At 55.6% G+C, this 26,289-nt stretch carries 28 protein-coding genes and 1 tRNA gene; 15 read left to right on the top strand and 14 right to left on the bottom strand.

What is annotated here, in order from left to right:
• Positions 1–17 precede the first annotated feature (17 nt).
• The 6 genes from EYC82_RS05910 to EYC82_RS05885 all read right to left on the bottom strand — a co-directional run bounded on the left by EYC82_RS05910 (position 18) and on the right by EYC82_RS05885 (position 3,606).
• The gene (locus EYC82_RS05910; RefSeq protein WP_279248620.1) at positions 18–551 is read right to left on the bottom strand and encodes a nuclear transport factor 2 family protein; all 534 of its coding nucleotides are present in this window, start codon (positions 549–551) and stop codon (positions 18–20) included.
• Positions 551–1,315 (bottom strand): pyridoxine 5'-phosphate synthase, encoded by a 765-nt coding sequence (locus EYC82_RS05905; RefSeq protein ID WP_279248619.1) that lies wholly within the window; start codon positions 1,313–1,315, stop codon positions 551–553. The genes EYC82_RS05910 and EYC82_RS05905 overlap by 1 nt, the downstream gene beginning before the upstream one ends.
• The gene (locus EYC82_RS05900; RefSeq protein ID WP_341475051.1) at positions 1,315–1,899 is read right to left on the bottom strand and encodes a peptidylprolyl isomerase; all 585 of its coding nucleotides are present in this window, start codon (positions 1,897–1,899) and stop codon (positions 1,315–1,317) included. Before EYC82_RS05900 ends, EYC82_RS05905 begins: the two co-directional genes overlap by 1 nt.
• Positions 1,900–1,910: 11 nt before the next feature.
• Positions 1,911–2,582, bottom strand: coding sequence for a TIGR04211 family SH3 domain-containing protein (locus EYC82_RS05895; RefSeq protein WP_279248618.1), 672 nt, complete (start codon positions 2,580–2,582; stop codon positions 1,911–1,913).
• Positions 2,583–2,684: 102 nt separating this feature from the next.
• Entirely contained in the window at positions 2,685–2,984 is a 300-nt protein-coding gene (locus tag EYC82_RS05890; protein ID WP_279248617.1) for a YciI family protein, read from the bottom strand.
• A 16-nt stretch (positions 2,985–3,000) separates the two neighbouring features.
• Positions 3,001–3,606 (bottom strand): septation protein A, encoded by a 606-nt coding sequence (locus EYC82_RS05885; protein ID WP_279248616.1) that lies wholly within the window; start codon positions 3,604–3,606, stop codon positions 3,001–3,003.
• A gap of 86 nt (positions 3,607–3,692) precedes the next feature.
• Here EYC82_RS05885 and EYC82_RS05880 point away from each other — a divergent pair, with 86 nt between their 5' ends.
• A complete protein-coding gene (locus EYC82_RS05880; RefSeq protein WP_279248615.1) occupies positions 3,693–4,538 on the top strand; it encodes a PHP domain-containing protein in 846 nt (281 codons plus the stop codon).
• A 19-nt stretch (positions 4,539–4,557) separates the two neighbouring features.
• Positions 4,558–5,181, top strand: a complete 624-nt coding sequence (locus tag EYC82_RS05875; RefSeq protein ID WP_279248614.1) for an L-threonylcarbamoyladenylate synthase — start codon at positions 4,558–4,560, stop codon at positions 5,179–5,181.
• Between the two features lie 152 nt (positions 5,182–5,333).
• Here EYC82_RS05875 and EYC82_RS05870 read toward each other — a convergent pair whose 3' ends face one another.
• The 4 genes from EYC82_RS05870 to EYC82_RS05855 all read right to left on the bottom strand — a co-directional run bounded on the left by EYC82_RS05870 (position 5,334) and on the right by EYC82_RS05855 (position 8,195).
• On the bottom strand, positions 5,334–5,486 hold the full coding sequence (locus EYC82_RS05870) for a DUF5989 family protein (protein WP_279248613.1): 153 nt from the start codon (positions 5,484–5,486) through the stop codon (positions 5,334–5,336).
• Positions 5,486–5,881, bottom strand: a complete 396-nt coding sequence (locus EYC82_RS05865) for an SxtJ family membrane protein (protein ID WP_279248612.1) — start codon at positions 5,879–5,881, stop codon at positions 5,486–5,488. Before EYC82_RS05865 ends, EYC82_RS05870 begins: the two co-directional genes overlap by 1 nt.
• A gap of 16 nt (positions 5,882–5,897) precedes the next feature.
• Positions 5,898–7,748: a carbamoyltransferase family protein gene (locus tag EYC82_RS05860; RefSeq protein WP_279248611.1), complete on the bottom strand. Its 1,851-nt coding sequence runs from the start codon at positions 7,746–7,748 to the stop codon at positions 5,898–5,900.
• 370 nt (positions 7,749–8,118) lie between these two features.
• Positions 8,119–8,195, bottom strand: a tRNA-Arg gene (locus tag EYC82_RS05855).
• A gap of 213 nt (positions 8,196–8,408) precedes the next feature.
• On the opposite strand from EYC82_RS05855, the gene EYC82_RS05850 reads away from it, so the two are divergent.
• The 3 genes from EYC82_RS05850 to rluB are packed head-to-tail and all read left to right on the top strand — an operon-like array spanning position 8,409 to position 11,018.
• A complete protein-coding gene (locus EYC82_RS05850) occupies positions 8,409–9,314 on the top strand; it encodes a segregation and condensation protein A (protein ID WP_423243915.1) in 906 nt (301 codons plus the stop codon).
• Between the two features lies 1 nt (position 9,315).
• Positions 9,316–10,107: an SMC-Scp complex subunit ScpB gene (scpB, locus tag EYC82_RS05845; RefSeq protein WP_279248609.1), complete on the top strand. Its 792-nt coding sequence runs from the start codon at positions 9,316–9,318 to the stop codon at positions 10,105–10,107.
• Between the two features lie 5 nt (positions 10,108–10,112).
• The gene (gene rluB / locus EYC82_RS05840) at positions 10,113–11,018 is read left to right on the top strand and encodes a 23S rRNA pseudouridine(2605) synthase RluB (protein ID WP_279248608.1); all 906 of its coding nucleotides are present in this window, start codon (positions 10,113–10,115) and stop codon (positions 11,016–11,018) included.
• Here the strand turns inward: rluB and EYC82_RS05835 are convergent.
• Genes EYC82_RS05835 through EYC82_RS05820 form a run of 4 tightly spaced genes read right to left on the bottom strand, consistent with a single transcriptional unit; the run spans position 11,015 to position 14,521 of the window.
• Positions 11,015–11,773 (bottom strand): YciK family oxidoreductase, encoded by a 759-nt coding sequence (locus tag EYC82_RS05835; RefSeq protein WP_279248607.1) that lies wholly within the window; start codon positions 11,771–11,773, stop codon positions 11,015–11,017. The genes rluB and EYC82_RS05835 overlap by 4 nt on opposite strands.
• Positions 11,774–11,784: 11 nt before the next feature.
• On the bottom strand, positions 11,785–12,474 hold the full coding sequence (locus tag EYC82_RS05830) for an HAD family hydrolase (RefSeq protein ID WP_279248606.1): 690 nt from the start codon (positions 12,472–12,474) through the stop codon (positions 11,785–11,787).
• Positions 12,471–13,184, bottom strand: coding sequence for a bifunctional 2-polyprenyl-6-hydroxyphenol methylase/3-demethylubiquinol 3-O-methyltransferase UbiG (gene ubiG / locus EYC82_RS05825; RefSeq protein ID WP_279248605.1), 714 nt, complete (start codon positions 13,182–13,184; stop codon positions 12,471–12,473). Before ubiG ends, EYC82_RS05830 begins: the two co-directional genes overlap by 4 nt.
• A gap of 2 nt (positions 13,185–13,186) precedes the next feature.
• A complete protein-coding gene (locus tag EYC82_RS05820) occupies positions 13,187–14,521 on the bottom strand; it encodes a TRZ/ATZ family hydrolase (protein WP_279248604.1) in 1,335 nt (444 codons plus the stop codon).
• A gap of 297 nt (positions 14,522–14,818) precedes the next feature.
• On the opposite strand from EYC82_RS05820, the gene gyrA reads away from it, so the two are divergent.
• The 10 genes from gyrA to pyrF all read left to right on the top strand — a co-directional run bounded on the left by gyrA (position 14,819) and on the right by pyrF (position 26,218).
• Entirely contained in the window at positions 14,819–17,413 is a 2,595-nt protein-coding gene (gene gyrA, locus EYC82_RS05815) for a DNA gyrase subunit A (RefSeq protein WP_279248603.1), read from the top strand.
• Positions 17,414–17,454: 41 nt separating this feature from the next.
• Entirely contained in the window at positions 17,455–18,534 is a 1,080-nt protein-coding gene (gene serC, locus EYC82_RS05810; protein WP_279248602.1) for a 3-phosphoserine/phosphohydroxythreonine transaminase, read from the top strand.
• A 256-nt stretch (positions 18,535–18,790) separates the two neighbouring features.
• Complete coding sequence (gene pheA / locus EYC82_RS05805; protein ID WP_279248601.1) at positions 18,791–19,909, top strand: prephenate dehydratase; 1,119 nt, start codon at positions 18,791–18,793, stop codon at positions 19,907–19,909.
• Positions 19,910–19,916: 7 nt separating this feature from the next.
• Complete coding sequence (locus tag EYC82_RS05800) at positions 19,917–20,813, top strand: prephenate dehydrogenase/arogenate dehydrogenase family protein (protein ID WP_279248600.1); 897 nt, start codon at positions 19,917–19,919, stop codon at positions 20,811–20,813.
• Between the two features lie 12 nt (positions 20,814–20,825).
• Entirely contained in the window at positions 20,826–22,133 is a 1,308-nt protein-coding gene (aroA, locus tag EYC82_RS05795) for a 3-phosphoshikimate 1-carboxyvinyltransferase (RefSeq protein WP_279248599.1), read from the top strand.
• Positions 22,130–22,813, top strand: coding sequence for a (d)CMP kinase (gene cmk, locus EYC82_RS05790; RefSeq protein WP_279248598.1), 684 nt, complete (start codon positions 22,130–22,132; stop codon positions 22,811–22,813). Before aroA ends, cmk begins: the two co-directional genes overlap by 4 nt.
• A 177-nt stretch (positions 22,814–22,990) precedes the next feature.
• Complete coding sequence (gene rpsA / locus EYC82_RS05785) at positions 22,991–24,667, top strand: 30S ribosomal protein S1 (RefSeq protein ID WP_279248597.1); 1,677 nt, start codon at positions 22,991–22,993, stop codon at positions 24,665–24,667.
• 195 nt (positions 24,668–24,862) lie between these two features.
• Entirely contained in the window at positions 24,863–25,159 is a 297-nt protein-coding gene (ihfB, locus tag EYC82_RS05780; protein ID WP_279248596.1) for an integration host factor subunit beta, read from the top strand.
• A gap of 55 nt (positions 25,160–25,214) precedes the next feature.
• Positions 25,215–25,523 carry a lipopolysaccharide assembly protein LapA domain-containing protein gene (locus EYC82_RS05775; RefSeq protein WP_279248595.1) on the top strand — a complete coding sequence of 103 codons (309 nt, stop codon included), beginning with the start codon at positions 25,215–25,217 and terminating at the stop codon, positions 25,521–25,523.
• Entirely contained in the window at positions 25,520–26,218 is a 699-nt protein-coding gene (pyrF, locus tag EYC82_RS05770; RefSeq protein WP_279248594.1) for an orotidine-5'-phosphate decarboxylase, read from the top strand. Before EYC82_RS05775 ends, pyrF begins: the two co-directional genes overlap by 4 nt.
• Positions 26,219–26,289: the final 71 nt, after the last annotated feature.

Raw genomic sequence — 26,289 nt, 5'->3', positions numbered from 1 at the left:
TTGGCACGGCTTGATACCTAGTGAATGCCTCGCTGCAATAGACGAAAAAAGCCGTATGACGGGTCGTTTGGGCCAGGTTGGCCTATGTGTGAGCCCGCTACCATGGGGTGGTCCAGGCTGACTTCTGATGGAGATACATGGCGTGCCCAGTCTGTGACAATCGTCCGATGACTGAATTTCCATTGATCTTTCCGCTTCTCATAGCGGTCCAAATAGCGCCCTCCGATCAGTAGGTCGGCTGTTCCAGCGTCGACTTGAACCTGATGGAAGGCCAGCACATAGACCTCGCCCTCAGCGTAGTCGCCATCCACTGCAATGTTAATCGTTGTGACATTGTGATGCAGGATCTTCATAGGGGCCTGAATGTCGGGCATTTGGTCTATGAAGGCCATCGCCGCTCCCGAAAAAAAAGAACCGTGATCGTCGGTCGCGTCCTCGTGATAAAGCGCTCGTAACTTTTTATGATCGTGTCGATCTGCCGCATTGCAATAAGCGTGGATAAGATCGGTGATGTCCTGTTTGTCCAGAAGTTGCTGCAGGCGCTTATCCACTATGTGTTACCAAGCACCCGCTGGTAAGCCTGAATGGTATCCGGCAGACCCATGCGCAATGCGTCCACCGTCAGGGCGTGACCGATAGAGACTTCTTGCAGGCCGGCAATGGTGACAAATTGCGGCAGGTTGATGAGGTCCAGATCATGACCCGCATTCAGGCCAAGACCTGCGTCAACTGCGACTCTTGCAGCCGTAACGAATTGTTCAAAGACGGCGTCGATATCGCGCTGCTCGCGGACGGCGCGGGCGTAGGTTTCGGTATATAACTCGATGCGGTCTGTTCCAACCTGCGCGGCCAGTCGAATTTGTTCTGGGTCAGGGTCCATGAACAGGCTGGTTCGTATGCCCAAAGATTTTAGCTCGGTGACCAGTGGGGCGATGCGATCCCCCTCCTTTTTCAGATCGAAGCCGTGGTCTGACGTCAGTTGTCCGTCCCCATCGGGCACCAGGGTGCACTGGGTTGGACGGATTTCCCGCACCAGGGCCATAAAACCCGGATAGTCGCCGACACCCGGACGTTCGCTTTTGCGGGGAGCGCTGAAGGGATTACCCTCGATATTGAATTCGACCTTGAGGATGTTGGCAAGATCGCGGCAGTCACTGGCGCGGACATGACGCTGATCGGGCCTTGGGTGCACTGTTATACCGTTTGCTCCCGCATCGATACACAGCTGCGCGTGCTGGGGTATATCGGGGTTGGTTGTGTCCCGGGAGTTGCGAATGAGGGCAATTTTATTGAGATTAACGCTCAGTGCGATCATCAGAGGTTCTGTCGTTCGACACTTTCGATCATGATCGTTTCGGTAGGCACGTCGCCCATAGAGCCCTTTCTGGCCGTCTCAATGGCTGCGATGTAATCCACTACGTCCATGCCATCGATTACTTCGCCGAATACAGCGTAACCCTCTCGTCCCGGAGCCCAGTCGAGCTGCAGATTGGAGCGGTGATTGATGAAGAACTGCGCGGTTGCTGAGTCCGGGTCGTTGGTCCGGGCCATGGCGATGGTGCCCCGGGTGTTGTGCATCCGATTTTTAGATTCATTTTTAATTGGCGGATTGGTGGATTTTTTCTGCATTGTTTGGTCAAACCCGCCTCCCTGAATCATGAAATTGGGAATGACACGGTGGAAAATAGTGCCTTCGTAGAATCCACTGTCGACGTAGTCGAGAAAGTTCTCCACGGTAATCGGCGCCTTGTCCGCAAAGAGTTCCAGTGTAATGTCTCCTTCGCTGGTCCGAAGTACGACGACCGGGTTTTCGGCAACAGCTTGTTCTTGTGCAGTCTCCTGCGCGCCGAGGCTTGAAGAAAGCAGAATAGAAAATGACAATAAAAATGTGCGTAACACGTTAATCTCCTTTACCAACTTGAGGCTTTTCGTCGTTTTGGCGCTAATCTGGGTGCGACGAGCGCTATAATTACACCCAGCAACACGGCGAGGGTGCCATTCATAAAGTCTTCATTATCCAGTTTGTCGGTGAGCCGTTGTTTTTCAGCCTGTAGCATTTCCACCTCAGAGCGCAGGTTCTCGGCTTCTTCGACCAATCGTCGGTTGCTGGTGTCGAGCTGAACTGCTTTACCCGAAATCTGCTTCAGTTGGTGCAATTCCTGGCGGACCTGCTCCAGGCCATTTTCGCTGGCGTCAAGCCTGACAACGAGATCCTCTCGCTCGGTCTCAAGCATGCTCAGCTGGGTACTCAGGTCCGCGCTTTCTTCTCCGGATTTTTCGATCTTGCGCGTGGCAACGGATAATCGCTGCTGGGCGGGCATTTCCGACATCAGGTATTGTGAACGGATCCACCCGGTTAGCCCCGCGTCACTGGTGACTTCTGTCCATTCTCCGTCGCCGGAGGTGCGGCTGACGCTGAGGCGGGTACCTGATATCAGGCCCCGGTGAATAATCCTGTACTCGTTGCCCGCGCCGCTGCGCAGTGGTACATACTGCTTGTCACTGACATAACGGATTTCCTGTGCGTGGCTCACGCCAGAGTAAAATACGAGAGCCAGTAGTAGGGCGGCGAAGCGTGCCAAGGCGAAATCCTTATTCTGTTCAAACGTTTAAAAAAGCGATGGTCAACACCGAGTCAGGCATCTTAGCTGCCGCAAGGCAAGCCTGTAAACCGGCATCTTGAATTACGGTAGCACCAGTTTATAGGGTTTCACAGTCACCTTGCGGAAAACCCCTGCGGTGGCATACGGGTCAGCATCTGCCCATGCTGAAGCTGCTTGCAGGCTGTCGAAATCGGCGATAATTAGACTCCCAGTGAAGCCCGCGTCTCCAGGGTCCTCCGTGTCCAGGGCTGGGTTTGGCCCCGCGGCTTTCAGTCTGCCCTGATCAACGAGTTCTCGGAGGTAGGCGAGGTGAGCGTCCCGAGTCTGCTGACGCAGCGGCAGGCTGTTTTCGACATCCTCGCAAATTATTACATAGTACATTTAGGGTGATCTCCACTTATAACGATTCGTCCTGCTCCGGCTCGTTCGAGTTTTCCTCTTTCAGGTGCGGACTGATTAACAGCGCAGTCAGCACAGTCAATGTGAGGATGAAGCCGAATGAAGAATATAATTTATAGTTGACCCAGGCTTGCTCGCTGTAGCGGTATGCGACAAACAGATTGAGGCCACCGACCAGCAGAAAATTGCCGATCCAGAGCGCGTTCAATTGGGTCCATACCTTTTTCGGCAAGCGGATTTGTGTCCCGAGCGTGCGCTCCATAAGATTCTTGTCGCCGATGAACTGTGACGCACCAAACACCAGCGCCAGTACCCAGTTGAATACGGTGGGTTTCCACTGGATAAATGCTTGATTGCGGAAAACCAGTGTTGCGCCGCCGAATACCAAAACAGCAATCAGCAACCACAATAAGCGTTTCTCGAAGCTACGAGTCACAGCGTAAGTAATCGCGACTTGCAGGAGTGTCGCGACCATTAGTGCTGCTGTTGCTGAAAATATACCATCAAAGCGGTAATGCCAGCCTGCTACCGCAATACTCTCACCGTCCAACTGGTAGACGATAAAAAACAAAATGATAGGTATAAACTCAGCTATTTGCTTCATGGATTCTTATCAGCTCCGGCTGTTACTATGCGAATTAACCTGTTGATTGGAGCCGGGTTGCGGCTGACCCGACCAGTGTAAAGATTGTGCGAATCGACTTCCATACCCACACTACGGCTTCTGATGGTGCTCTTGACCCTGCGGTTCTCGTCGAGCGCGCTGCCGCCGAGGGCATTTCCATGCTTGCCATTACTGACCACGACACAGTCGCCGGTTTTCTTGCGGTAGCTTCGCTTCCCGTACCGGGGTTGAACCTCGTGCCCGGTGTGGAGTTATCCTGCCAGTGGGGTGGGGCGACTATACATATACTTGGCCTGGGAATCGATTGTGACCATCCACTTATGGTTGAGGGGCTCAAGCACATGGCGCAGGCGCGGCAGGAGAGAACAGGGATAATAGCGCGTCGCCTGGCGTCCAAGGGTTTCGAGGGTGCCCTCGAGGGCGCACTGGCCCTGGCGGGCAGCAGTCAGCCGGGCAGACCGCATTTTGCACGCTGGATGATGGAAAAGGGTCACGTTGCTGACTTCAGTGAAGCATTTGATCGGTACCTGGGGCGCGGCAAAGTGGGCGATGTGAAGGCGTGTTGGCCGGAACTGCCGCAAGTCGTCGACTGGATTACGCAATCCGGCGGTGTTGCAGTAGTGGCTCATCCCTTGAAATATCGCTTTACCCACATGAAACTGCGTCGTTTGCTTGCCGCCTTCAAGACGGCTGGCGGCCGGGGCATTGAGGTTGCCAGTGGTCGTCAGGCCGCAGATCAGGCGGCACAGCTGCAGTCGTTGGCAGTGCACTATGACCTGGAGGTATCGGTGGGAAGTGATTTCCACCAGGACGCTGCCTATGGTGCGCCTCTGGGTTTAGAATCCGCGCCCTTTGAGCACTTGACAGTGGTTTGGGAGCGCTGGAGGACAAAGGATTCTGCTCACCCCTGACGGGCCGGAGAATGATGTTTTGAGCCAGTTCTTTCAGATTCATTCGGAAACGCCGCAGACTCGCCTGGTGCGTCAGGCGGCGGATATCGTGCGCGGGGGAGGCGTAGTTGTATACCCTACGGACTCTGCTTACGCCCTCGGTTGCCATATTGGCGACAAAATGGCTCTGGATCGGATTCGGCGGATCAGGAAACTGGACGATAAGCACAACTTTACGCTGGTGTGCCGCGACCTGTCAGAAATTGCCACCTACGCGAAGGTGGACAATGCGGCGTACCGGCTATTGCGTCAAACCACGCCTGGCCCCTATACGTTCATATTGAAAGCCACGTCGGAGGTGCCCAAGCGTCTCATGCACCCCAAGCGTAAGACTGTGGGAATTCGTGTGCCGGAAAATGCGATAGCGGCGGCACTGCTGGCAGACCTCGGTGAACCTCTGATGAGCGTGACTTTGATAATGCCCGGTGATGAGTATCCGCTTGTAGACCCTTACGATATTCGTCAATCCCTGGAGCACGAGGTAGATCTGGTAATCGATGGAGGCTACTGCGGGATGGAGCCCACTACGGTGGTTGATCTGGCAGATGAAGTGCCCACGGTGTTGAGGCAAGGAAAGGGCGAGAGTGCACAGTTCACACTGTAGATAATTGCTCCCCAGGGCCCTTATTCACTCGCCAGCGCGCGGTTCGGCGGACAGACTCCGTTGCCTCGCTCTCGATAACCGCGCCATGTCTGCCTATGTGAGGCGACGCTAGCGAGCGTGCCCTGCCTTGCTCCAGTGTCTGAGCATGCTGCCTAGAACAAGGTATAAATAAACGGCGCGACTGCAGAGCCCTGCGCAAGGACCAGCAGGCCACCCAACAGCAGCAGAATGAGGATGACAGGGGCGAGCCAGAACTTTTTACGTTCCTTCATGAAACCCCATAGGTCTTTGAGCAGATCAAACATCAGAACGGCCTCTCCATATTTTCAGGCTTGGGTAAACGAGACTCAACGCGGTAGCTAGTGGCTGTTTCATCCAGTTTGCGTCGCATGGGGTCGTTGAAGAGCCGCATAACCATGCCGATCGGAAAAAACATGAGGAAGAAGATGACACTGAGAATGATTCGTGTATTTACCCAGCCCAGTGCCTCAGCGAATTTCATCCAGACCGTGTAAACAGGGCCCAGGGAGGCAGGCCATACCAAAGCCATCGACGCCAGTATTCCCGCGGCATAAAGGGGCCACAGTGGAACGCTGACATCCCAGATCCATGGAATCAAGCCCATGAAAAAAAGGATGAGCATGCCCCCGGTAACAAAACCGAACTTGCGTAATTCTTTGTTGCTCATTGGATCTGTCATGGTGAATCTGTTCCTGTTAATCCAACTCAAACTCGTTCATCCAGCTGTCGTCTTTTTCGATTTCCGGTTGCTGGGATTTTTCCATCAAAAAATTTTCGACGACGAGGTAATCCATTTCTGTGCGCATGAAGCAGCGATAGGCATCCTCGGGGGTGCAAACGATAGGTTCACCACGGACATTGAATGAGGTATTGATCAATACGCCGCAACCGGTTTTCTCCTTGAACGAAGAGATAAGACCGTGATAACGGGGATTGGTGTTTTCGTGCACGGTTTGTATCCGTGCCGAATAGTCGACATGCGTAATAGCCGGGAGTGCCGACCGGGGTACATTCAGTTTTTCGATTCCGAAAAGACTTTCTTGTTCTGCCGTCATAGGTATACGAATGGCTTCCGTAATGGGGGCAACCATTAGCATGTAAGGGCTGGGGCAATCGTGCACAAAATAGTCGCTGACGTCTTCAGCCAATACAGAGGGCGCAAATGGACGAAACGATTCCCGGTACTTGATCTTGAGATTCATCACAGATTGCATTTTGCTGGAGCGTGGGTCACCGATAATAGATCGGCCGCCAAGCGCGCGTGGTCCAAACTCCATGCGGCCCTGAAACCATCCCACGACATGCTCGCTGGCAAGAATATCTGCCAGTTTTGGTAACAAGGCGGAGTCATCCAGTTCCTGATAGACCGCTCCACTTGCGTCCAGCTGCTTGCGAATTTCATCACTCGCATAGCGCGGGCCTAGATACGAGCCTTTCATGCTGTCGGCGCCGTTGATTTCCCTGTTACCATCGTGTCGCTCATGCCACGCTACAAGGGCGGCGCCCAGTGCGCCCCCAGCATCACCGGCGGCCGGCTGAACCCAAACTTCATCAAATACTTCGGCTCGCAGCAGTTCCCCGTTGGATACACAGTTGAGCGCTACTCCGCCAGCAAGACAGAGATTGCGGCAACCTGTTTCCCTCTGTGCGGTTTTTGCCAAACGAAGCACTACCTCTTCGGTGACTTTCTGTATGGAGGCGGCAATGTCCATTTCGCGCTGAGTCAGTTCGCCCTCAGCTTGTCGCGCCGGTCCGCCAAAAAGCTTGTCGAACTTTTTATTGGTCATGGTAAGGCCGGTACAGTAGTTAAAGTACTGCATATCCAGCCTGAAGGTGCCGTCCTCTTTCAAGTCCATCAGGTTGTCGAGAATCAGCTCGACGTAGGTGGGTTCGCCATAGGGTGCAAGTCCCATCAGTTTGTATTCACCTGAATTCACTTTAAAGCCCGTGTAATAGGTGAATGCGGAGTACAAGAGGCCCAGTGAATGGGGGAAATCCAGCTCCCACAGCGGCTTCAGTGTTTTACCTTCGCCCAGCCAAGCGGTCGTAGTTGCCCACTCGCCAACGCCATCGAGACAGAGCACCACGGCTTTCTCAAAAGGGCTGGGGAAAAATGCCGACGCAGCATGGGACTGGTGATGTTCCGAAAACAACAAATCCGGAAGTTCAGTCTTTTTCAAGTCGCCAAGGTTCGATAATTCAGTTTTCAGCGTACTCTTGAGATAAAGCTTTTCCTTGAGCCAGATAGGCATCGCGGCGATGAACGAACGCAGTCCGTTGGGTGCATAAGACAGATAGGTCTCCAGCAGTCGCTCGAACTTGACCAGCGGTTTGTCGTAGAAAACCACTTCGTCTACATCAGCGAGACTCAGCCCCGCTTCTGCCAGGCAATAACGGATGGCGCTGCCGGGGAAGCCGGCGTCGTGCTTTTTACGGCTGAATCTTTCTTCCTGCGCAGCGGCAACGATTTCTCCATCTTTCACGAGGGCGGCGGCACTGTCGTGGTAGTAAGCAGAGAGCCCAAGGATGGTTTTCGCAGCGGTCATGTTTTGGCTACCCCCGGGTAAGCCGTATTGATGTCGTCGATAACGCTACTGGATGTTGCCCAAATTGGCGATAATCGTGTGTGAAATGCGCGAACTCGACCACGGTCCCAACAGAGTAGATGCCCGCGCGCGGCAGATCTCGAAAGCGTGGTGAAATGTTTCATGAGATCGTGGCCTTCTTTGCGACGCTCGGCTACCAAAGTAATCGTCTTTTTGCGCGCCTACTCGAGTTAATCCGACCTGTCGCGGGGCCCTGGGTTCGAGGGCTGCTCTGCACACTGTTACCTGTTGTACCCGGGTGCCGTGACCGGGCGTTGCCCTGAAGGGTGTGAGCGAATGGTCGGCACATCTCCAGAGTTTTTTATTAAATTGGCGCGCCCGGAGAGATTCGAACTCCCGACCAACTGGTTCGAAGCCAGTTACTCTATCCAGCTGAGCTACGGGCGCCCACGGGGTTGATTATATAGATTTCTGGCGTTTGCGGAAGAACCAATGCTGACAACGGCCCTAATCACCCCCGCCTTTGTGTCCAGCCCGACGCTGGCAGCACCCCCTGCAGGACGCGGTAGGGCATCCAAGCGCAAATATTGCTTTGATCCCCCTCACTATTGCGAGCCATTCTCAGGTATACTTGAAGAAACGTTGGGGGCAGAAATCACGGTGTCAGGAAACGAAACCAACCCCGGCGCTGAGCTGGAGGCACAGGCAGCGGATGCGCAGGAACAGGCGGACCGGGCCTCCCCACCCCCTGAAAATCTTTCCGCACCCCTCGAAACTCAGCCCCAGCAGGCGGAAATGCCCTTTGCGATTGTGATGGGGCAGGCGCTTACTGAGCTTCCAAAGGATCTCTACATACCACCGCAGGCCCTTGCCGTCATCCTTGAGGCTTTCGAGGGTCCGCTGGACCTGCTTCTTTACCTTATTAAGCGGCAGAATATCGATATTCTGGATATTGATGTTTCTCGTATTACCGATCAGTACATGGAATATGTCGATCTCATGGATGCCATGCAGTTTGAGTTGGCAGCAGAGTATCTATTGATGGCTGCGATGCTGGCGGAGATCAAGTCGCGGATGTTGTTGCCACGCTCCACCGATGTGGACGAAGACGAGGAGGACCCTCGAGCTCAGTTGATTCGTCGTCTGCAGGAGTATGAGCGTTTCAAGAAAGCTGCCGAGGAGATTGAGGAGCTGCCGCGACAGGAGCGCGACAGCTGGGTGGCGAGTGCGGAGCCGCCAGAGATTAATCGGGCGCGACCGGATCCCGAGGTCGAGATGCGTGAGTTATTGCTTGCCCTCAGCGAGGTTATGCGCCGCGCCGATATGTTCGCCAGTCATCATGTGGCACGCGAGGTGCTGTCCACGCGGGAGCGTATGAGTGAGGTGCTCGAGCGCTTGACGGGGGAACAATTTGTACCCTTTGTCGCGTTATTCAGCGTAACTGAAGGTCGGCTCGGGGTGGTTGTGACGTTTCTGGCGTTAATGGAATTGATCAAAGAAGCTCTGGTGGAAATTGTGCAGACGGAGAGTTTCGGTCCCATCCACGTCAAGGCAAGGGCGGAGTAATATGTCGGAAACAGGCTTGGTACAGATTCTCGAGGGAGCTCTGCTGGCGGCGGGAAAAGCATTGACGGTGTCGCAGCTCGCTGATCTGTTCGAGACACATGAACAGCCGGAGAAAGCGGAGATTCGTGAGGCGCTCAAGGAAGTGGCGGAGCGTTGTGACGGCCGTGGATTTGAATTACTGGAGGTGGCTAGCGGTTTTCGTTTTCAGGTGCGTCAGCCTCTTGCACCCTGGGTCCAGCGGCTCTGGCACGAGCGACCCCAGCGTTATACCCGTGCCCTGTTAGAAACCCTGGCGCTTATGGCCTATCGACAACCGATTACCCGGGGTGAAATCGAGGAAATTCGAGGGGTAGCGGTCAGTACCAATATCATTAAAACGCTCCATGAGCGTGAGTGGATACGCGTTGTGGGTCACCGGGATGTCCCCGGTCGCCCCGCTATGTACGCTACGACCAAGCAGTTCCTGGATTATTTCAACCTGAAAAGCCTGGACCAGTTGCCCGCCCTCGCCGAAATCCGTGATCTGGACACACTGAATGCGGAGCTCGGTTTTGGCGAACTGCAGGCGCCTGAGGGTGATGAAGATCGCCCCAGTCTGACCGTCGTGGGGGGCACTGAGCATCCAGGAACAGACCAGGAGGCCGAATCGCTTACGCTGGCCGAGGCTGCTGAGGACCTCGAGCAGCGCGCGGTTCAGGGCGGCGATGGCGAAGCCGAGCGCAGTGAGTCAGCCGGCCCTGAATCCGAAGAGCCCCGTGACGCGGTTCCGCTAGACCCCAGCCCGCAGACCTGATTGGCATGCCCGACAAGACCACCAGACATGCGTCCGGCAGTCCGCCACGATCTTCGAAGACCGAAGCGGCGTTGCCTGTTGCGGGTGAAAAACTGCAGAAAGTACTGGCACGCGCGGGCTTTGGCTCTCGGCGCGAGATGGAGCGGTGGATCGAGGCGCGCAGGATAACGGTGAACGGCAAGGCGGCCACATTGGGTGACCGGGTCGGAGATCGTGACCGTATCAGTGTCGATGGCCGCCCTTTGGCAACCGGCGCTGCTGAGGAAGTGCGCTGCATTCTCTACCATAAACCCACCGGTGAAATCTGTTCTCGGGACGATCCGGAAGGACGCCCCACGGTGTTCCGGCGCCTGCCGCCGCTCAAACCAGGTCGTTGGATTTCAGTTGGCCGCCTCGACTTTAATACGTCCGGCTTGTTGATCTTTACCACCGATGGAGAGCTGGCTAACGGTCTGATGCATCCTTCTTCTCAGGTTGAGAGAGAGTACATGGTGCGTGTCATGGGCGATGTGAAGCCCGAGATGCTGCAAAGTATGCTCGAAGGTGTGAGGCTGGACGATGGGGTAGCGCGTTTTACCGATATCCAGGAAGGTGAAGGTGACGGGATAAACCGCTGGTATTACGTGGTGTTGATGGAGGGCCGTAATCGCGAGGTCAGACGTCTATGGGAATCCCAGGGACTGACCGTGTCGCGCCTCAAGCGCGTGCGCTACGGGAATGTATTTATACCTTCAAGAGTCAAGCAGGGACAGTGGCAGGAAATGGACGAAGCCGATATCAAGTCACTGTATCGCCTGGTCGATTTACCAACGAAAAAAATCAAGCGGGCCACGGCGAGAGAGCGTGACGTTATGGAGCGTCAGTTTGGTAAGCGCACTGGTCGTGGCGCTGCGCGGAAAGGCGGACGCTAACGGACGTCAAACGTCCTGCCGGTAATGCCAGCGCTGTCGTCGCCCATGAGAAACAGGTAACCCTGCATGATATCTTCCGGTGACGGGTTGTCGGTGGGTGTTTCCGCTGGGAACGCGGCCCGGCGCATTGCCGTGTTGGTCGCCCTAGGATTGAGGCTGTTCACCCTGATGTTGGACGTATTTTCAAGTTCCCCGGCCAGTACTTGCATTAAGCCCTCAGTGGCAAATTTAGAGACGGCATAGGAACCCCAGTACGCCTTGCCAACCCGCCCCACTGAGGATGAAGTGAAAATCAACGATGCGCTTTCTGCAAGGTTTAACAGCGGTAGCAAGGTGCGCGTAAGAATGAACTGGGCATTCACATTGACCTGCATGACGTCCTGCCAGTCGGCGTACCCCGCACTTTGTATAGAGCGGCGGTCGCCGAGCAATGCCGCGTTGTGCAGTAGTCCGTCGAGATGCTTGAACTCACCCCCGAGTTCAGTCGCGAGGTCGATGTAGCTCTGTTCCGGAGCGGTGGCGAAATCTATTTCGATCATGGCTGGCTTGGGAGCGCCGGAAGCTTCGATTGCATCGTATACGGCCTCAAGCTTGCTTGCGGTGCGACCCAGTAGTAGCACGGTGGCACCATGTGCGGCATAGGCCATGGCAGCTGCGCGGCCGATACCATCACCCGCGCCGGTAACTAGAATGTTCTTTCCTTTCATCAGGTCTGCGCGAGGTTGGTAATCGGTGGGTATTATCGAAACGTCCATGGTACGTCCTGTTATTGTTTTCCAAGAATCATTTCAGCCAGCGCGGCGCTGCTGTTTGCCTGCGCATCGGCGCCCCAGTCTGCGGCATTATCGCCGGGTTCTATGTATCCGTAAGCGGCGGCAATAGTAAACATGCCGGCACGCTTGCCTGCCTCGATATCACGACGGTGATCGCCGATATATATCGCCTCGTGCGGTGCGCATTGCAGGTCTTTGCAATTTTTGTACAGTGATTCCGGATGGGGTTTACGGTGCGTAACGTCCTCCGGGCAGACAACACTCCCGGGTGCAGGTTGAATATTCAGTTTCTCAAGTAGAGGCTCGGTGTAGGGGCGCGGCTTGTTAGTGGATATTCCCCAGCCTATGCCGCGGGCTTGCAGTGCGTGTAGTAAGGCGTCTATGCCGGGGTAGGGTGAGGCAAGAGTGCCTACTACCTCGCTGTAAAGCTCGAGTAATCGCAGGCGCTTTTCCTCGAAACCGGGCGTGTCTTCAGTGATGCCTAGCCCGAGACTGACCAATGCCCGAGCACCGTTGGATACCGAGGAGCGAATTCGACCGGGCTCCATGGGCCCCTGGCCATGTTCTGCGCGCAGGGTTTGTACAACGGGTACGAATTCATCGGCGGTATCAACCAGCGTGCCATCGAGATCGAACAGGACTGCCTTCAGTGTGCCTGTGAAACGCTTGTTGTCATGATTCATTGATCGGGTTTGCTCGCACGGACCATGTAATTCACACTCACATCCCTGTCATTGAGTCGGTAGCGACTGGTCAGGGGGTTGTAGGTCAGCCCGGTCATGCCCTCCAGTACCAGCCCGGCCTCACGCAACCAGCCTGCAAGTTCTGATGGCTTAATGAATTTAGCGTACTCGTGAGTGCCTGCGGGTAATAGTTTCAAGATATGCTCGGCGCCGACAATCGCAAAGGCAAAGGCCTTTGGGTTGCGATTGATCGTGGAGAAATACAACGAGCCCCCGGGGCGCGTGAGTGCGGCGCAGGCGGCAATGACTGCGCCGGGGTCTGGCACGTGCTCCAGCATTTCGAGACAGCAGGCGATATCGTAGGTGCCTGCTTCCTCCGCAGCCAGATTTTCTGCGGTACTTTGCCGATAGTTCACCTCGACCCCTGATTCCAGTCCGTGCATTCTGGCGACGGACAGGGGCGCCTCTCCCATGTCTATGCCTGTCACTGCGGCACCCCGCTGGGCCATAGACTCAGCTAGAATGCCGCCGCCGCATCCGACGTCCACCAGGCGGTTTCCCGCCACCGGGGAGTGTTGATCGATAAAGTTGGCCCGCAGGGGGTTGATTTCGTGCAGGGGTCGAAATTCGCCATTGTGATCCCACCAGCGGGAGGCAAGTGCCTCAAATTTAGCAATTTCCTGCAGGTCGACATTAGCCGGATTGTTCATTGTCACCCTCTCGGTGTGGCGTTAATGCGCTGTTGCCAGTCGTCAACACGGGTGGCTAATGCGTCCAGATCAATCTGCAGTAGCTCGCGATCGCGCATGATAGCCTGTCCTGCCACCCAGCTTTGCGTCACTTGGCTGCCATTACAGGAGTAGACCAACTGTGACAGGGGATTGTAAACGGGCTGTGTTTCGGGGCCCGTGAGGTCGACGGCGATCACATCGGCCTGCTTGCCCGGTTCGAGACTGCCGATTTGATCCTCAAGCCCCATTGCCCTGGCGCCGTTAATGGTTGCCATAGCCAGCGTGTCCGCCGCAGGCAGGGTGGTTGCATCCCGTGTGGCTACTTTGGCCAGCAGGGCGGCTGCCTGCATTTCGCCAAACATGTTGAGGTCGTTATTGCTGGCTGCACTGTCCGTGCCCAGTGCGACGTTAATACCCTGAGCCATCAGTTCGGTGACCCGGCAGATTCCAGAGGCCAATTTCATATTGGATTGGGGGCAGTGCACCACGTGACTGCCCGTAGCCGCCAGTAGTTCGATATCCTGGCTTCCAAGGTCTGTCATATGCACGCACTGTGCTCGGGGCCCCAGTAGTCCAATCCGGTGCAGCGTATCCAGTGGACGCTCGCCGTTCTGTTCCACCGCCTGTAACACCTCTTCGCGGGTTTCATGCAGATGAATATGAACCACGGCATCCAGTTCGGACGCGAGGATGGCGACCCGGGCGAGGTCTTTTTCGTCGACCGTGTAAGGCGCGTGAGGCCCAAACGCGATGTGCACTAACGGGCTATGTTTGAACTGGTCGCGCACAGCGAGACCTTTACTGATGTATTCATCCGTATTGTTGGCCCACTGTGTGGCGAAATTCCAGATGGGAAACGCGATCTGGCTGCGCATGCCAAGTCTTTGCGCTGTCGAAGCCCCGGTATCGGGAAACAGGAACTGGTCAGAAAAGGTGGTGGTGCCGCTGCGGGCCATCTCTGCAACAGCCAGTTCCATGCCATCGGCGGCGAATTGTGCGCTGACGTGTGCTTTTTCGGCGGGCCAGATGTGGTCCTGCAACCAGGGCATCAACGGTAAATCGTCAGCAAAACCTCGCAACAGACTCATTCCGGCATGCCCGTGGCAGTTGATCAACCCCGGTGTAAGCGCATGCCCGGGCAGATCAATAATCTCCCGAGCGTCCAGTCTGTCAGCCTCCTGCCTTGGCAGCAGAGCGGAAATACTGTCGCCCGTAATGGCCAGGCAGTGGTCTTCAAGCACCACACCTCGGGGTATAACAGGCACGATCCAGCGTGGCCTGAGCAGAATGTCCACAGTTGTGACTGATGGGGCCATGAGAAATTTTCCCGTTGTCTGGCGCGCGTGTTCCCTTGATTGAGTGCTCCGGGGCAGTGCAGCCCAGGCGGCGGGAGCGGCCTGCGGCAGAGTATAACCGCAAATGCCTCCGCACGGTCCTCCCGGGGCGCGTTTTTTAGTCATAAAGCGTAGCGGGGAGGGCGTAAATTCACGTATAATTCGGCCTTCGATTCAAGGTTCGCAGAGCATGTGAATACGCGCCGGAAATGGTCCGTTTAAGAGACCCGGTCGCGCCAGATAAAATGCGTTCGCAGTCCCTCAAGGAAGTCTTAGCACATGGGTGAAATAGCCAAAGAAATACTGCCCGTCAACATCGAGGACGAGATGAAGAAGTCTTACCTCGATTACGCCATGAGCGTTATCGTCGGTCGGGCACTTCCTGACGTGCGCGACGGCCTGAAGCCAGTGCACAGGCGTGTCCTGTTTGCGATGAACGAGTTGAATAATGACTGGAACAAATCCTATAAAAAGTCGGCTCGCGTGGTAGGTGATGTGATTGGTAAATATCATCCCCATGGTGATTCGGCGGTTTATGACACGATTGTGCGTATGGCTCAGCCGTTTTCCCTGCGCTACATGCTGGTAGACGGACAGGGCAACTTTGGATCCGTCGACGGCGATTCTGCGGCCGCGATGCGGTACACAGAGATCCGTATGCGCAAGATCGCGCACGCAATACTTGCGGACCTCGACAAGGAGACTGTCGATTTCGTTGAGAACTATGATGGCACTGAGCTTATACCCGCGGTCATGCCTACCCGGGTACCCAACCTGCTGATCAACGGATCATCGGGCATTGCGGTGGGTATGGCGACCAATATACCGCCTCATAATCTGACAGAGGTGGTCAGTGGTTGTCTCGCGCTCATCAGGGATCCCGATCTCACCGTGGACGAGCTGATGGAACATATTCCGGGGCCTGATTTCCCCACCGCGGGAATTATTAATGGCCGCGCCGGGATCATACAGGCGTACCGAACCGGTCGCGGTCGTATCTATGTGAGAGCCAAGGCCGAGGTGATTCCTGATGAGAAGCGCAGCCGGGATACCATTATTATCCACGAGCTGCCCTATCAGTTGAACAAGGCGCGTTTGATTGAGCGCATCGCCGAGCTCGTTAAAGATAAATCTATCGAGGGCATTACAGAGCTGCGTGATGAATCGGATAAAGATGGCATGCGCGTGGTGATAGAGCTTCGCCGTGGCGAAATCGGCGACGTGGTGCTTAATAATCTGTATGCCCAGACCGCCATGCAGTCGGTATTTGGCATCAATATGGTGGCGTTGGTTGATGGCCAGCCCAAGGTCCTGAATCTCAAAGAGGTGCTCGAAGCCTTTGTCCGCCATCGCCGTGAGGTGGTGACTCGCCGCACCATTTACCTGTTGCGCAAAGCGCGTGAGCGCGGCCACATCCTCGAAGGTCTCGCAATCGCTTTGAGTAACATCGACCCTATCATTGAGTTGATCAAGGCTTCGCCAACCTCTCAGGAAGCGCGGGAGAAGCTGCTCGCGCAGGCCTGGGCGCCCGGGGACGTGCTGGGCATGTTGGAGCGCGCCGGCGACGATGCCTGTCGACCTGATGAGCTGGAGGCCCAATACGGACTGCGTGATGGCCAATACCACCTGTCGCCGGCCCAGGCTCAGGCAATTCTGGATCTGCGTCTGCACCGCTTGACGGGTTTGGAGCATGAAAAACTGCTCAACGAGTATCAGGAAAAACTGCAGGAAATTGCTGATTATCTCGATATTCTGTCTGATCCGGAGCGTCTCAAGCTGGTGATCAGAGAGGAGTTAGAAGAAATCGTCACCGAGTATGGGGATGAGCGCCGCACTGAGATTACCGCCTCTAAGCATGACCTCACCGTGGAAGACCTGATTACGAAAGAGGATCGTGTCGTGACGATTTCCCACGCGGGATATGCCAAGACACAACCCCTGAGCGATTACCAGGCTCAGCGTCGCGGTGGGATGGGTAAATCGGCGACGCAGGTAAAGGACGAGGATTTTGTCGAGCACCTCCTGATCGCCAGCACTCATGCCACCATTCTTTGCTTCTCCAATCTCGGCAAGGTCTATTGGTTGAAGGTTTTTCATATTCCGCTTGCCGGACGTAACTCTCGTGGGCGTCCAATGGTAAATCTGCTGCCTCTGGAAGAGGGCGAGCGAGTCACATCTATTCTTCCCGTAGAAGAGTATACCGAGGGCCACTTTATTTTTATGGCGACCGCCAACGGCACAGTCAAGAAGACACCACTCACCGACTTTGCCCGACAGCGCAGCGTGGGGCTTCGCGCCCTCCAGTTGGAGGAGGGCGATGTACTGGTTGGCACCGCGATCACGCAGGGAGACAGTGACGTGATGTTGTTTAGCACAGAAGGCAAGGCCGTGCGCTTCCGCGAAACAGATGTGCGGTCTATGGGCCGCACGGCTCGCGGCATTCGGGGTATCCGGCTTGCATCAGAGCACAAGATGATCTCCCTGATTATTCCCCGGGAGAGCGGCCTGGTGCTCACGGTAAGTGAAACCGGATACGGCAAGCGTACTGAGGTGTCCGATTTTCCCACCAAGGGCCGCGGTGGAAAGGGCTTGATAGCGATGTCTACCAGTGAGCGAAATGGCATGATGGTGGGAGCTGTACAGGTCTTTGCCGGAGACGAGTTGATGCTGATTTCAAACCAGGGCACCCTGGTTCGCACCCGTGTCGATGAGGTGTCAATTCAGGGACGCAATACTCAGGGCGTTCGCATTGTGCGTACCAAGGGCGGCGAGCAACTGGTCGGTATACAGCGTATCGAGGAGCCCGAACCCGAACTCGAGCCAGAATCAGATGATAGTGCCGGCGAGCCGGCCCCTGACAATCCTGTCGATTGAGATACCTTTTTCGCTAAAAAATAGTCCCTGAGGAATAGACGATGTCGCGTAGTTTTAATTTTTGCGCGGGTCCGGCTGCATTGCCGGAGCCCGTTTTGGAAATTGCCCGGGAAGATATGCTGAATTGGCACGGCTGTGGGCTTTCTTTCATGGAGATGAGCCATCGCAGTCCTGAGGTAGTGGGTGTCGCCGAGCACGCGGAGCGCACGCTGCGGAAGCTGTTGTCCATTACCGATGATTACGCCGTGCTGTTTCTGCAGGGCGGTGCCAGCACGCAGTTTTCAGCGGTACCCTTAAACTTGTTGGGGGACAGCCTTGGCGCCGATTACGTCAATACCGGGCAGTGGTCCAAGAAAGCGATTGCCGAGGCCAAGCGCTTCGGCGCCGTGAACGTTGTCGCAAGCTCCGAGGAAACTCAATTTTCTACCATACCGGATCCGCAATTGTGGCAGTTGGACAGCGACGCGGCTTACTTGCACTTCACGCCAAATGAAACGATCGGTGGCGTCGAATTCTCGTGGGTACCCCAGGTAAATGTGCCACTGGTGGGCGACATGTCCTCAACAATCCTGTCTCGTCCTGTGGCGGTGGAGGAATACGGCGCTATCTACGCGGGCGCGCAGAAAAACATAGGCCCTGCCGGTCTGACGCTGGTAATTGTGCGTCGCGACCTACTGGGCAAAGCGCATGCCCTTTGCCCGGCGATGCTCAACTGGCAAACGGCTGACGAAAATGACTCTATGTACAATACACCGCCTACCTTCTCCCTCTACCTTGCTGCCTTGGTTTTCGACTGGCTGGAAGAGCAGGGTGGATTGACGGCCATGGAAGTGCTCAACCGACGCAAGGCAGAAAAGCTGTATACGGCGATTGATAGCAGTGACTTTTATGCCAATCCGGTGGAACTGGCCAGTCGCTCCCTGATGAACATCCCGTTTACTCTGGCGGATGCCAATCTCGATAAGGCTTTTCTTAGCGAATCCGAGGCCGCCGGACTTTTAAATCTCAAGGGGCATCGCTCGGTGGGTGGGATGCGTGCCAGCGTTTATAACGCGGTACCGGAAGCCGCCGTTGATGCCCTTATTGCGTTTATGCAGGGTTTCGAAGCCCGTCACGGTTAGGCCCAATCGTGGGTTTTGACCGGGTGCTGACGCCGTCAGGCAAGCGATCTGATCTCCGCCGGTGGGGGATATGAGTACGCTGTATCCAAGCATTGCGCGCGAATCCGTTGCAACGGAGGGAATTGTGCACTTCCGTTTCGGGACTAAATTAGTGAGAATACCGGTCTGGCTTACCGTGCCCTTGCACGCCGTAAATCGTTTTTTTACGGAGGTCCCGGGCCCAGGACAGCACATAGAGACGCGATGATCAGGCAAGATGGAAAAAGATAAGGCTTTAGAACAGGTCAGGGCAGACATTGATGCTATTGACCGCGAAATTCAGGCGCTGATCAATCGCCGGGCCGAGTGTGCCCAGCAGGTGGCGGAGATCAAGATGGCAGAGTCCGCTGCTGCGTTGGCCCCGGGCGACAGGAATACAACGCCAGTATTCTACCGCCCAGAGCGGGAAGCTCAGGTTCTGGCGAATATTATTAGCCGCAATACCGGGCCATTAGACGGCGGCAGTGTGGCGCACATCTTTCGCGAGATTATGTCCGCCTGCCTGGCCCTTGAAAGGCCCCTGCATACCGCTTTCCTCGGCCCTGAGGGTACTTTCACGCAGGCCGCTACGATCAAACATTTCGGACATGCTGCCGTCTGTGTCCCCCAGGCTACCATCGACGCGGTCTTTGCACAGGTGGAATCCGGGGAGTGTAACTACGGTGTAGTCCCGGTTGAAAATTCTACAGAGGGAATGGTGAGTCATACCTTGGACAACTTTATAGATTCCTCGCTGAAAATTGCGGGAGAGGTTGAGTTGTCTATTGATCTACACCTGCTCGCTAGTGCCGCGACGGTAGAGCAGGGTGTGGAGCGCATCTGCGCCCACCAGCAGGCTCTTGCCCAGTGCCGTAATTGGTTGGATAAACACTGGCCTGCCGTGGAGCGCGAGGCGGTGAGTAGCAATGGCGAGGCGGCGCGCCTCGCATCAGAGCATGCCGGTATTGCGGCGGTGGCAGGGGAAATGGCGGCAGAGCTTTACGGTTTGGAAAAACTGGCAACCCACATAGAGGACTATTCAGACAACACCACGCGTTTCCTGATTATCGGACGTGATATCGTGCCGCCCAGCGGTCGTGACAAGACGTCTATTATTGTTTCGAGCCGCAACAAGCCCGGTGCTTTGTTCCATCTTTTGGAGCCTTTTCGCCGAGGAGATGTCAGCCTGACTCGAATCGATACCCGGCCTTCGCGAACGGAGAAGTGGGCCTACGTATTTTTCATCGAGTTTGAAGGGCACCTGCATGATGAGAATATCGCTGCGATCATGCTGGAGCTGGAAGAGCAGTCCATTATGCTGAAACCGCTTGGGTCTTACCCTCAGGCAGTGTTGTAGGTGTGTCGTGAGCTACGCTAGCGCCAATCTAGTTATTATGGGGCTTGGCTTGATCGGGGGCTCTCTCGCTCGTGCTGCCCGAGCCAGTGGCTTTTGTCAGCGAATTACCGGTTATGGCTACCGCGCTGCATCGTTGCAGCGTGGCATCGAACTCGGTGTGATTGATGACTTTACCCTTGATATCGAAGAGGCGATCGACGCGGCCGATATTCTTGTCATCTGCACACCGACCCTCACCGCAGCAGACCTGCTAAAGGATATTCTCCCTAGGTTGCCGCGCGACGGTGGTGGCCCTGTTGTAACGGACGTCGCCAGCGTGAAGGGCAGCTTGCGGGATGCGGCTGTGAAAATTTGCGGAGAGATGCCTCAGCAATTTGTTCTGGGGCATCCTATTGCGGGGTCCGAGCACAGTGGTGTAGAAGCGTCAGATGCCCGTTTGTTCGTCGACCACCGGGTGATTCTGACCCCGGAGGATGGCAACGCGCCTGCCGCGGTGGCACTGATCCGAAGGCTGTGGGAGAGTACCGGAGCGGAGGTGGTGGAGATGAGCGTGGAGCGCCATGATGCTGTGTTGGCGGCCACTAGCCACTTACCTCATGCCCTCGCCTATACGCTGGTCGATGCCCTGTCGTCCCTGCCGGATAGTGACGAGGTCTTTCGCTGCGCCGCCGGTGGTTTCAGGGATTTTACCCGAATAGCCTCCAGCGACCCCACCATGTGGCGCGATATTGCGCTGGCTAACCGGTCCGCTCTTCTGGAGGCCATAGACCAGTTCGGTCAACATCTGGAACAATTGCGTGTCGCCGTAGAGAGGAAAGACGGGGACGAGCTGTTTGCCACTTTCAGTCGAGCCAAGAAGGCCCGAGATGCTTTCGCCGCGGTGTTGGCGGAGCGGACCAAGTAGGTCGGAGGCCTCATGCATTTCAAGGTAAAACCCGGGGGCATCATTCAAGGCAAAGCCCGTGTCCCAGGGGATAAATCTATTTCACACAGGGCCATTATGCTGGGCGCCCTCGCTGAGGGTACAACGCGCATAAGCGGGTTTCTAGAGGGCGAGGATGCGCTGGCAACACTGGGCGCTTTTCGGGCCATGGGTGTCAGTGTGGAGGGTCCTGAAGACGGTCAGGTTGTGGTGCATGGTGTGGGCCTGCACGGTCTTAAAGCACCTGCAGTGCCGTTGGATCTTGGTAATGCCGGCACTGGCATGCGCCTTATGTGTGGGTTGTTAGCGGGTCAGGCATTCGATGCGGAACTGACCGGTGATGCGTCTTTGCGCAGCCGGCCGATGGGACGAGTGATTGACCCTCTCACCAAAATGGGCGCCGTGATTGCCGCTGCTGACGAGGGCAGGCCTCCGCTTAAGGTGTCAGGTGGCGCCCGCTTGCAGGGCATTCACTACGACTTGCCTATGGCGAGTGCGCAGGTGAAATCCTGTCTGCTGCTGGCCGGTCTTTACGCGCAGGGCTGCACCGAGGTGACTGAGCCCGCGGCCACCCGCGATCATACGGAACGCATGCTGCGTGGTTTCGGATACCCGGTGGACACTGAAAACGGCGCCATTGCGTTGCGCGGGGGTGGACAGCTGCGCGCGTGCGATATCGACATCCCTGCGGATATTTCATCCGCGGCTTTCTTCCTGGTAGCTGCCAGCCTGGTACCTGGATCAGATCTGTTGTTGACTCATGTCGGTATTAACCCGACCCGTGTGGGTGTGCTTAATATTCTTACCTTGATGGGGGCAGATATTAGCCTGCTGAATAAGCGTGAAGTGGGCGGGGAGCCGGTGGCAGATGTCCGTGTACGTTATGCGCAACTGCACGGTATTGAGATCCCACCGCAGCAGGTGCCGCTGGCCATTGACGAGTTCCCTGCTTTGTTTATCGCCGCAGCGTGTGCCCGTGGGCGTACCGTCTTGCGTGGGGCAGAAGAGCTCCGTGTCAAAGAGAGCGATCGTATCGCCGCAATGGCAGAGGGCCTCACTACCCTCGGCGTTTTCAACAAGGTGTTGGATGACGGCATCATTATCGAGGGAGGTGAATTAGGTGGCGGCGTTATTCACACCTATCATGACCACCGCATCGCTATGTCATTTGCGGTGGCTGCTCTGCGCGCGAAGGACATGATTACCGTGCTTGACTGCGACCATGTGGCGACCTCCTTTCCCGGTTTCGATAAGCTGGCCAGGCAGTTGGGCCTCCGTCTGGAAACCGGTGGCCAGGCGTGACGTTTGCCTCGCCCGTGATCGCTGTGGATGGCCCCTCCGGCTCGGGTAAGGGAACCGTTAGCCATATGCTCGCGGAGCACCTTGGCTGGCATCTGTTGGACAGTGGTGCGTTATATCGCGTAGTGGGCCAGGCCTGTTTAATGGAGGGCATAAGCTGGAATAACGCCAGTGCCGTTACGGAGGTCGCTCGTCATCTGGATGTGGCATTCCGGGTGTCTGACGCAGGCGAGGTGTTGGTTAGCTGCAAGGGGATAGATGTAAGTGCGCAAATCCGTACTGAAGAGGGTGGGCGCGGAGCCTCGACAGTGGCGGCCATTCCGACAGTAAGGGAAGCCCTGTTGCAAAGGCAGCGGGAGTTCCTGCGTCCGCCCGGGCTGGTAGCTGACGGGCGAGATATGGGCACGGTCGTGTTTTGCGCAGCACCCCTCAAAATATTCCTCACAGCCAGTGCCTCCGAGCGAGCGGAGAGGCGTTATAAGCAGTTGATTGCAAAGGGGGAAAGTGTTAGTCTGCCGCGCCTTCTGGAGGATATCGAGGAGCGCGATGCCCGCGACAGCAATCGCGAATTTTCGCCCTTGGTGCCGGCAGAAGATGCCATTGTTATTGATAGTAGTGCCATGCCCGTTACCGAAGTGTTCGCGCAGGTACTGCTCGAGGTAGAGAAAAGAGGCCTTGCCTAGGCGCAAGGCAATGATTTTCTGCTCGATTATCGCTTTTACTCTGGCTTTTAATCAACGACGCTGTTTCCGGACTGACTCCAGCCATGGTCGGGAAAACAGTCAATACAACACGACCCGTGTCGGCTGGTGACACGGAGAGATGGTAAGCCGTCTCGATCACATAACAGGTACCTTGTAATGAGCGAATCCTTCGCCGATTTATTTGAAGAGAGTCTAAAAACAGTCGATATGAAGCCCGGTGCTATTGTTACCGGAGTGGTAATCGATATCGATAACGAGTGGGTCACGGTCCATGCGGGACTGAAATCCGAGGGCGTTATTCCCCGCGAACAATTTATCGATGCCAATGGTGACTGCACCCTGACGGTCGGAGATGAGGTACAGGTTGCGTTAGAGGCGGTTGAAGATGGCTTTGGTGAAACCAAGCTATCCCGCGAGAAAGCGAAACGTGCAGAAGCGTGGAAAGACCTTGAGGCCGCTTACGAAGCTGGCGAGGTAGTGACCGGCATTATCAATGGTAAGGTCAAGGGCGGCTTTACTGTCGATATTAATACGATTCGCGCGTTCCTTCCTGGCTCACTGGTCGATGTGCGTCCGGTACGCGAAACCGTGCATCTGGAAGGAAAGGAACTCGAATTCAAGGTCATCAAGCTGGATCAGAAGCGCAACAACGTGGTGGTATCACGCCGCGCCGTGATGGAAGAGGCCAACAGCGTAGAGCGTGATGCTCTGCTTGAGTCGCTGCAGGAAGGCATGTCTGTCAAGGGTATTGTTAAGAACCTTACCGACTACGGCGCGTTCGTCGACCTGGGCGGTGTTGATGGTCTGTTGCACATTACCGACATGGCCTGGAAGCGCATCAAGCACCCCTCGGAGATTGTTGAGGTAGGGCAGGAAATTGACGTCAAGATTCTTAAGTTTGATCGAGAGCGCAACCGTGTTTCGCTCGGCCTTAAACAGCTCGGCGAAGACCCATGGCTTGAGATTACCGGTCGTTACCCCGAGGGCAGTCGTGTCAATGCGCGCATTACCAACCTCACCGATTATGGCTGTTTTGCTGAGTTGGAGGAGGGCGTAGAAGGTCTGGTTCATGTGTCTGAAATGGACTGGACTAACAAGAATGTCCACCCCTCCAAAATCGTCAACTTGGGTGATGAAGTTGAGGTAATGGTACTGGATATCGATGAAGAGCGCCGTCGTATTTCTTTGGGCATCAAGCAGTGCCAGCAAAATCCATGGGATGCTTTTGCATCGCAGTACAGCAAGGGCGACAAGATCGCTGGCAGTATCAAGTCGATCACCGACTTCGGTATATTTATTGGCCTGGAAGGCAATATCGATGGACTGGTGCACCTGTCGGATATCAGCTGGAACGAAACGGGCGAAGAGGCGGTTCGAAATTACAAGAAAGGTGACGAGATCGAAACCGTTATTCTTTCTATCGATCCGGAACGCGAACGTATTTCTCTCGGCGTCAAACAATTGGAAGACGATCCGTTTGGTAACTATGTTGCGGAGCACGATCGCGGCGCCATTGTTTCGGGCGAAGTGGTTGCTATTGATGCCAAATCGGTGACGATCAAGCTGGCGGAAGAGGTAGAGGGGGTCCTCAAGGCTTCTGATATCAGTCAGGAAAAGGTTGAAGACGCGCGTAACTCCTACAAGCTGGGAGATACGGTTGAGGCCAAAATTACCTCTGTAGATCGCAAGAATCGCGGGCTGTCACTGTCGGTCAAGGCCAAAGACATGGCCGACGAAAAAGAAGCGGTGGAATCGCTGAAGGACGCGGAGCAGGAGAACGCATCGCCCGGTACCATCGGCGATCTGATCAAGGCGCAGATGGGAGATTCCTGACCCTACAACCGGCGCCTTGGCGCCGATCGCAACAGGCCCGCATCGTCGGGCCTTTTTTATGTCCGGGTTTTGCGGTTCGCCTGTTTTGTGAAACTTTTCCGTTATAAAATAAGGACTTGTGAAATTATGTCGCTGGGTTCACAATATCGATGCTCCTGAATGAGACGTATAAGAATACCTTGGCTGGAGAGTCATATGACCAAGAGTGAACTGATCGAGACGATTTTGTCCCGGCAGAGCCAGTTATCCGCGAAAGATGTCGAGTTGGCGGTAAAGACTGTTATCGAGCACATGTCGCAAGCGCTGGCCAGTGGAGAGCGTATTGAGATTCGAGGCTTCGGCAGTTTCTCCCTGCATTTTCGGGCCCCCCGTCGTGGCAGGAATCCAAAGACGGGAGACGCTGTTGAGCTGGCTGGCAAGTATGTGCCCCATTTCAAGCCCGGCAAGGAACTGCGAGAGCGCGTCAATTTGGGCATGCAGCCGGAATCTTGAGCAGGTTGCCCGATAAATCGGCCTGCGGTGTTATTTAAATGAGTGCGGGGGTCCTATGAAGTTCGTGCACAAAGTGTTCACCGTGGTTGTGATGCTGGGCGCGCTGGTGGCCAGTGTGTTGTTTGCTTTACAAAACAAACTGGCTGTCCCGCTGGATATGCTTGTGTATCGGTTTGAACCTCAGAGCTTGGCGGTTTGGATATTGCTAGCGTTCACGCTCGGCGGTGTCGTAGGGATGGCGGTTTCCACTTTAATTCTGCTGCGCACGCGGGCGGCATTGGTGTCAAGCAGGCGCCAGTTGGAGAAAGCCCGCGATGAACTGGGCAAAAGTCAGGATGACGGCGCATCAGCAGACGCGTCATGAGTAACCCCGTTATCGTCGCATTGGATTATGCCCGTGCGCCAGAGGCACTGTCACTGGCACAGCGCCTGTCACCTGAAAGTTGTCGCTTAAAAGTGGGTAAGGAGCTTTTCGCCAGCAGCGGTCCTGAGCTGGTAGAAGAATTACAAAAGCTCGGCTTCGACGTATTTCTGGATCTCAAGTTTCACGATATTCCCAATACTGTCGCGGGTGCCGTTCGAGCGGTAGCAAACCTGGGTGTCTGGATGATCAATGTCCACGCGAGTGGCGGCCGCCGTATGATGAGTGCCGCGCGCGAGGCTCTCGAAGCATTTTCCCACCGCCCACTCCTGATTGGTGTAACGGTACTGACCAGTATGTCAGAGCAGGATTTGATAGACCTCGGTTACGAAGAGTCGGTCGAACAGCGCGTGATGCGCCTTGCTAGCATGGCCGCTGAAAGTGGTCTTGATGGTGTCGTTTGTTCAGCCCTGGAGGCCCCGACCTTGCGTGCTAATCTCGACGACGACTTTCGCCTGGTGACACCGGGAATTCGGTTAGCGGGTGACAGTGCGGGTGATCAGCGGCGAGTAGTGACGCCGGCGATGGCGGTGTCATCGGGTTCGGATTACCTCGTGATTGGACGTTCTATTACCGGCGCAGCGGATCCTTTACATGCTCTGCAACGAGTAAGACAGGAACTAAATCTGTCTCTATAACATCAATTGCGGTTGATTCTTTTGCGTGGCACTTGATCATTGCTACACTTTTTCCTCACGGATGCCTGCAA

Origin of the sequence: Candidatus Marimicrobium litorale, assembly GCF_026262645.1 — a bacterium.
Classification (GTDB): domain Bacteria; phylum Pseudomonadota; class Gammaproteobacteria; order Pseudomonadales; family Halieaceae; genus Marimicrobium; species Marimicrobium litorale.
Note: the sequence above shows the minus strand (reverse complement) of the source record. Positions and strands in the feature narration are given on the sequence as shown.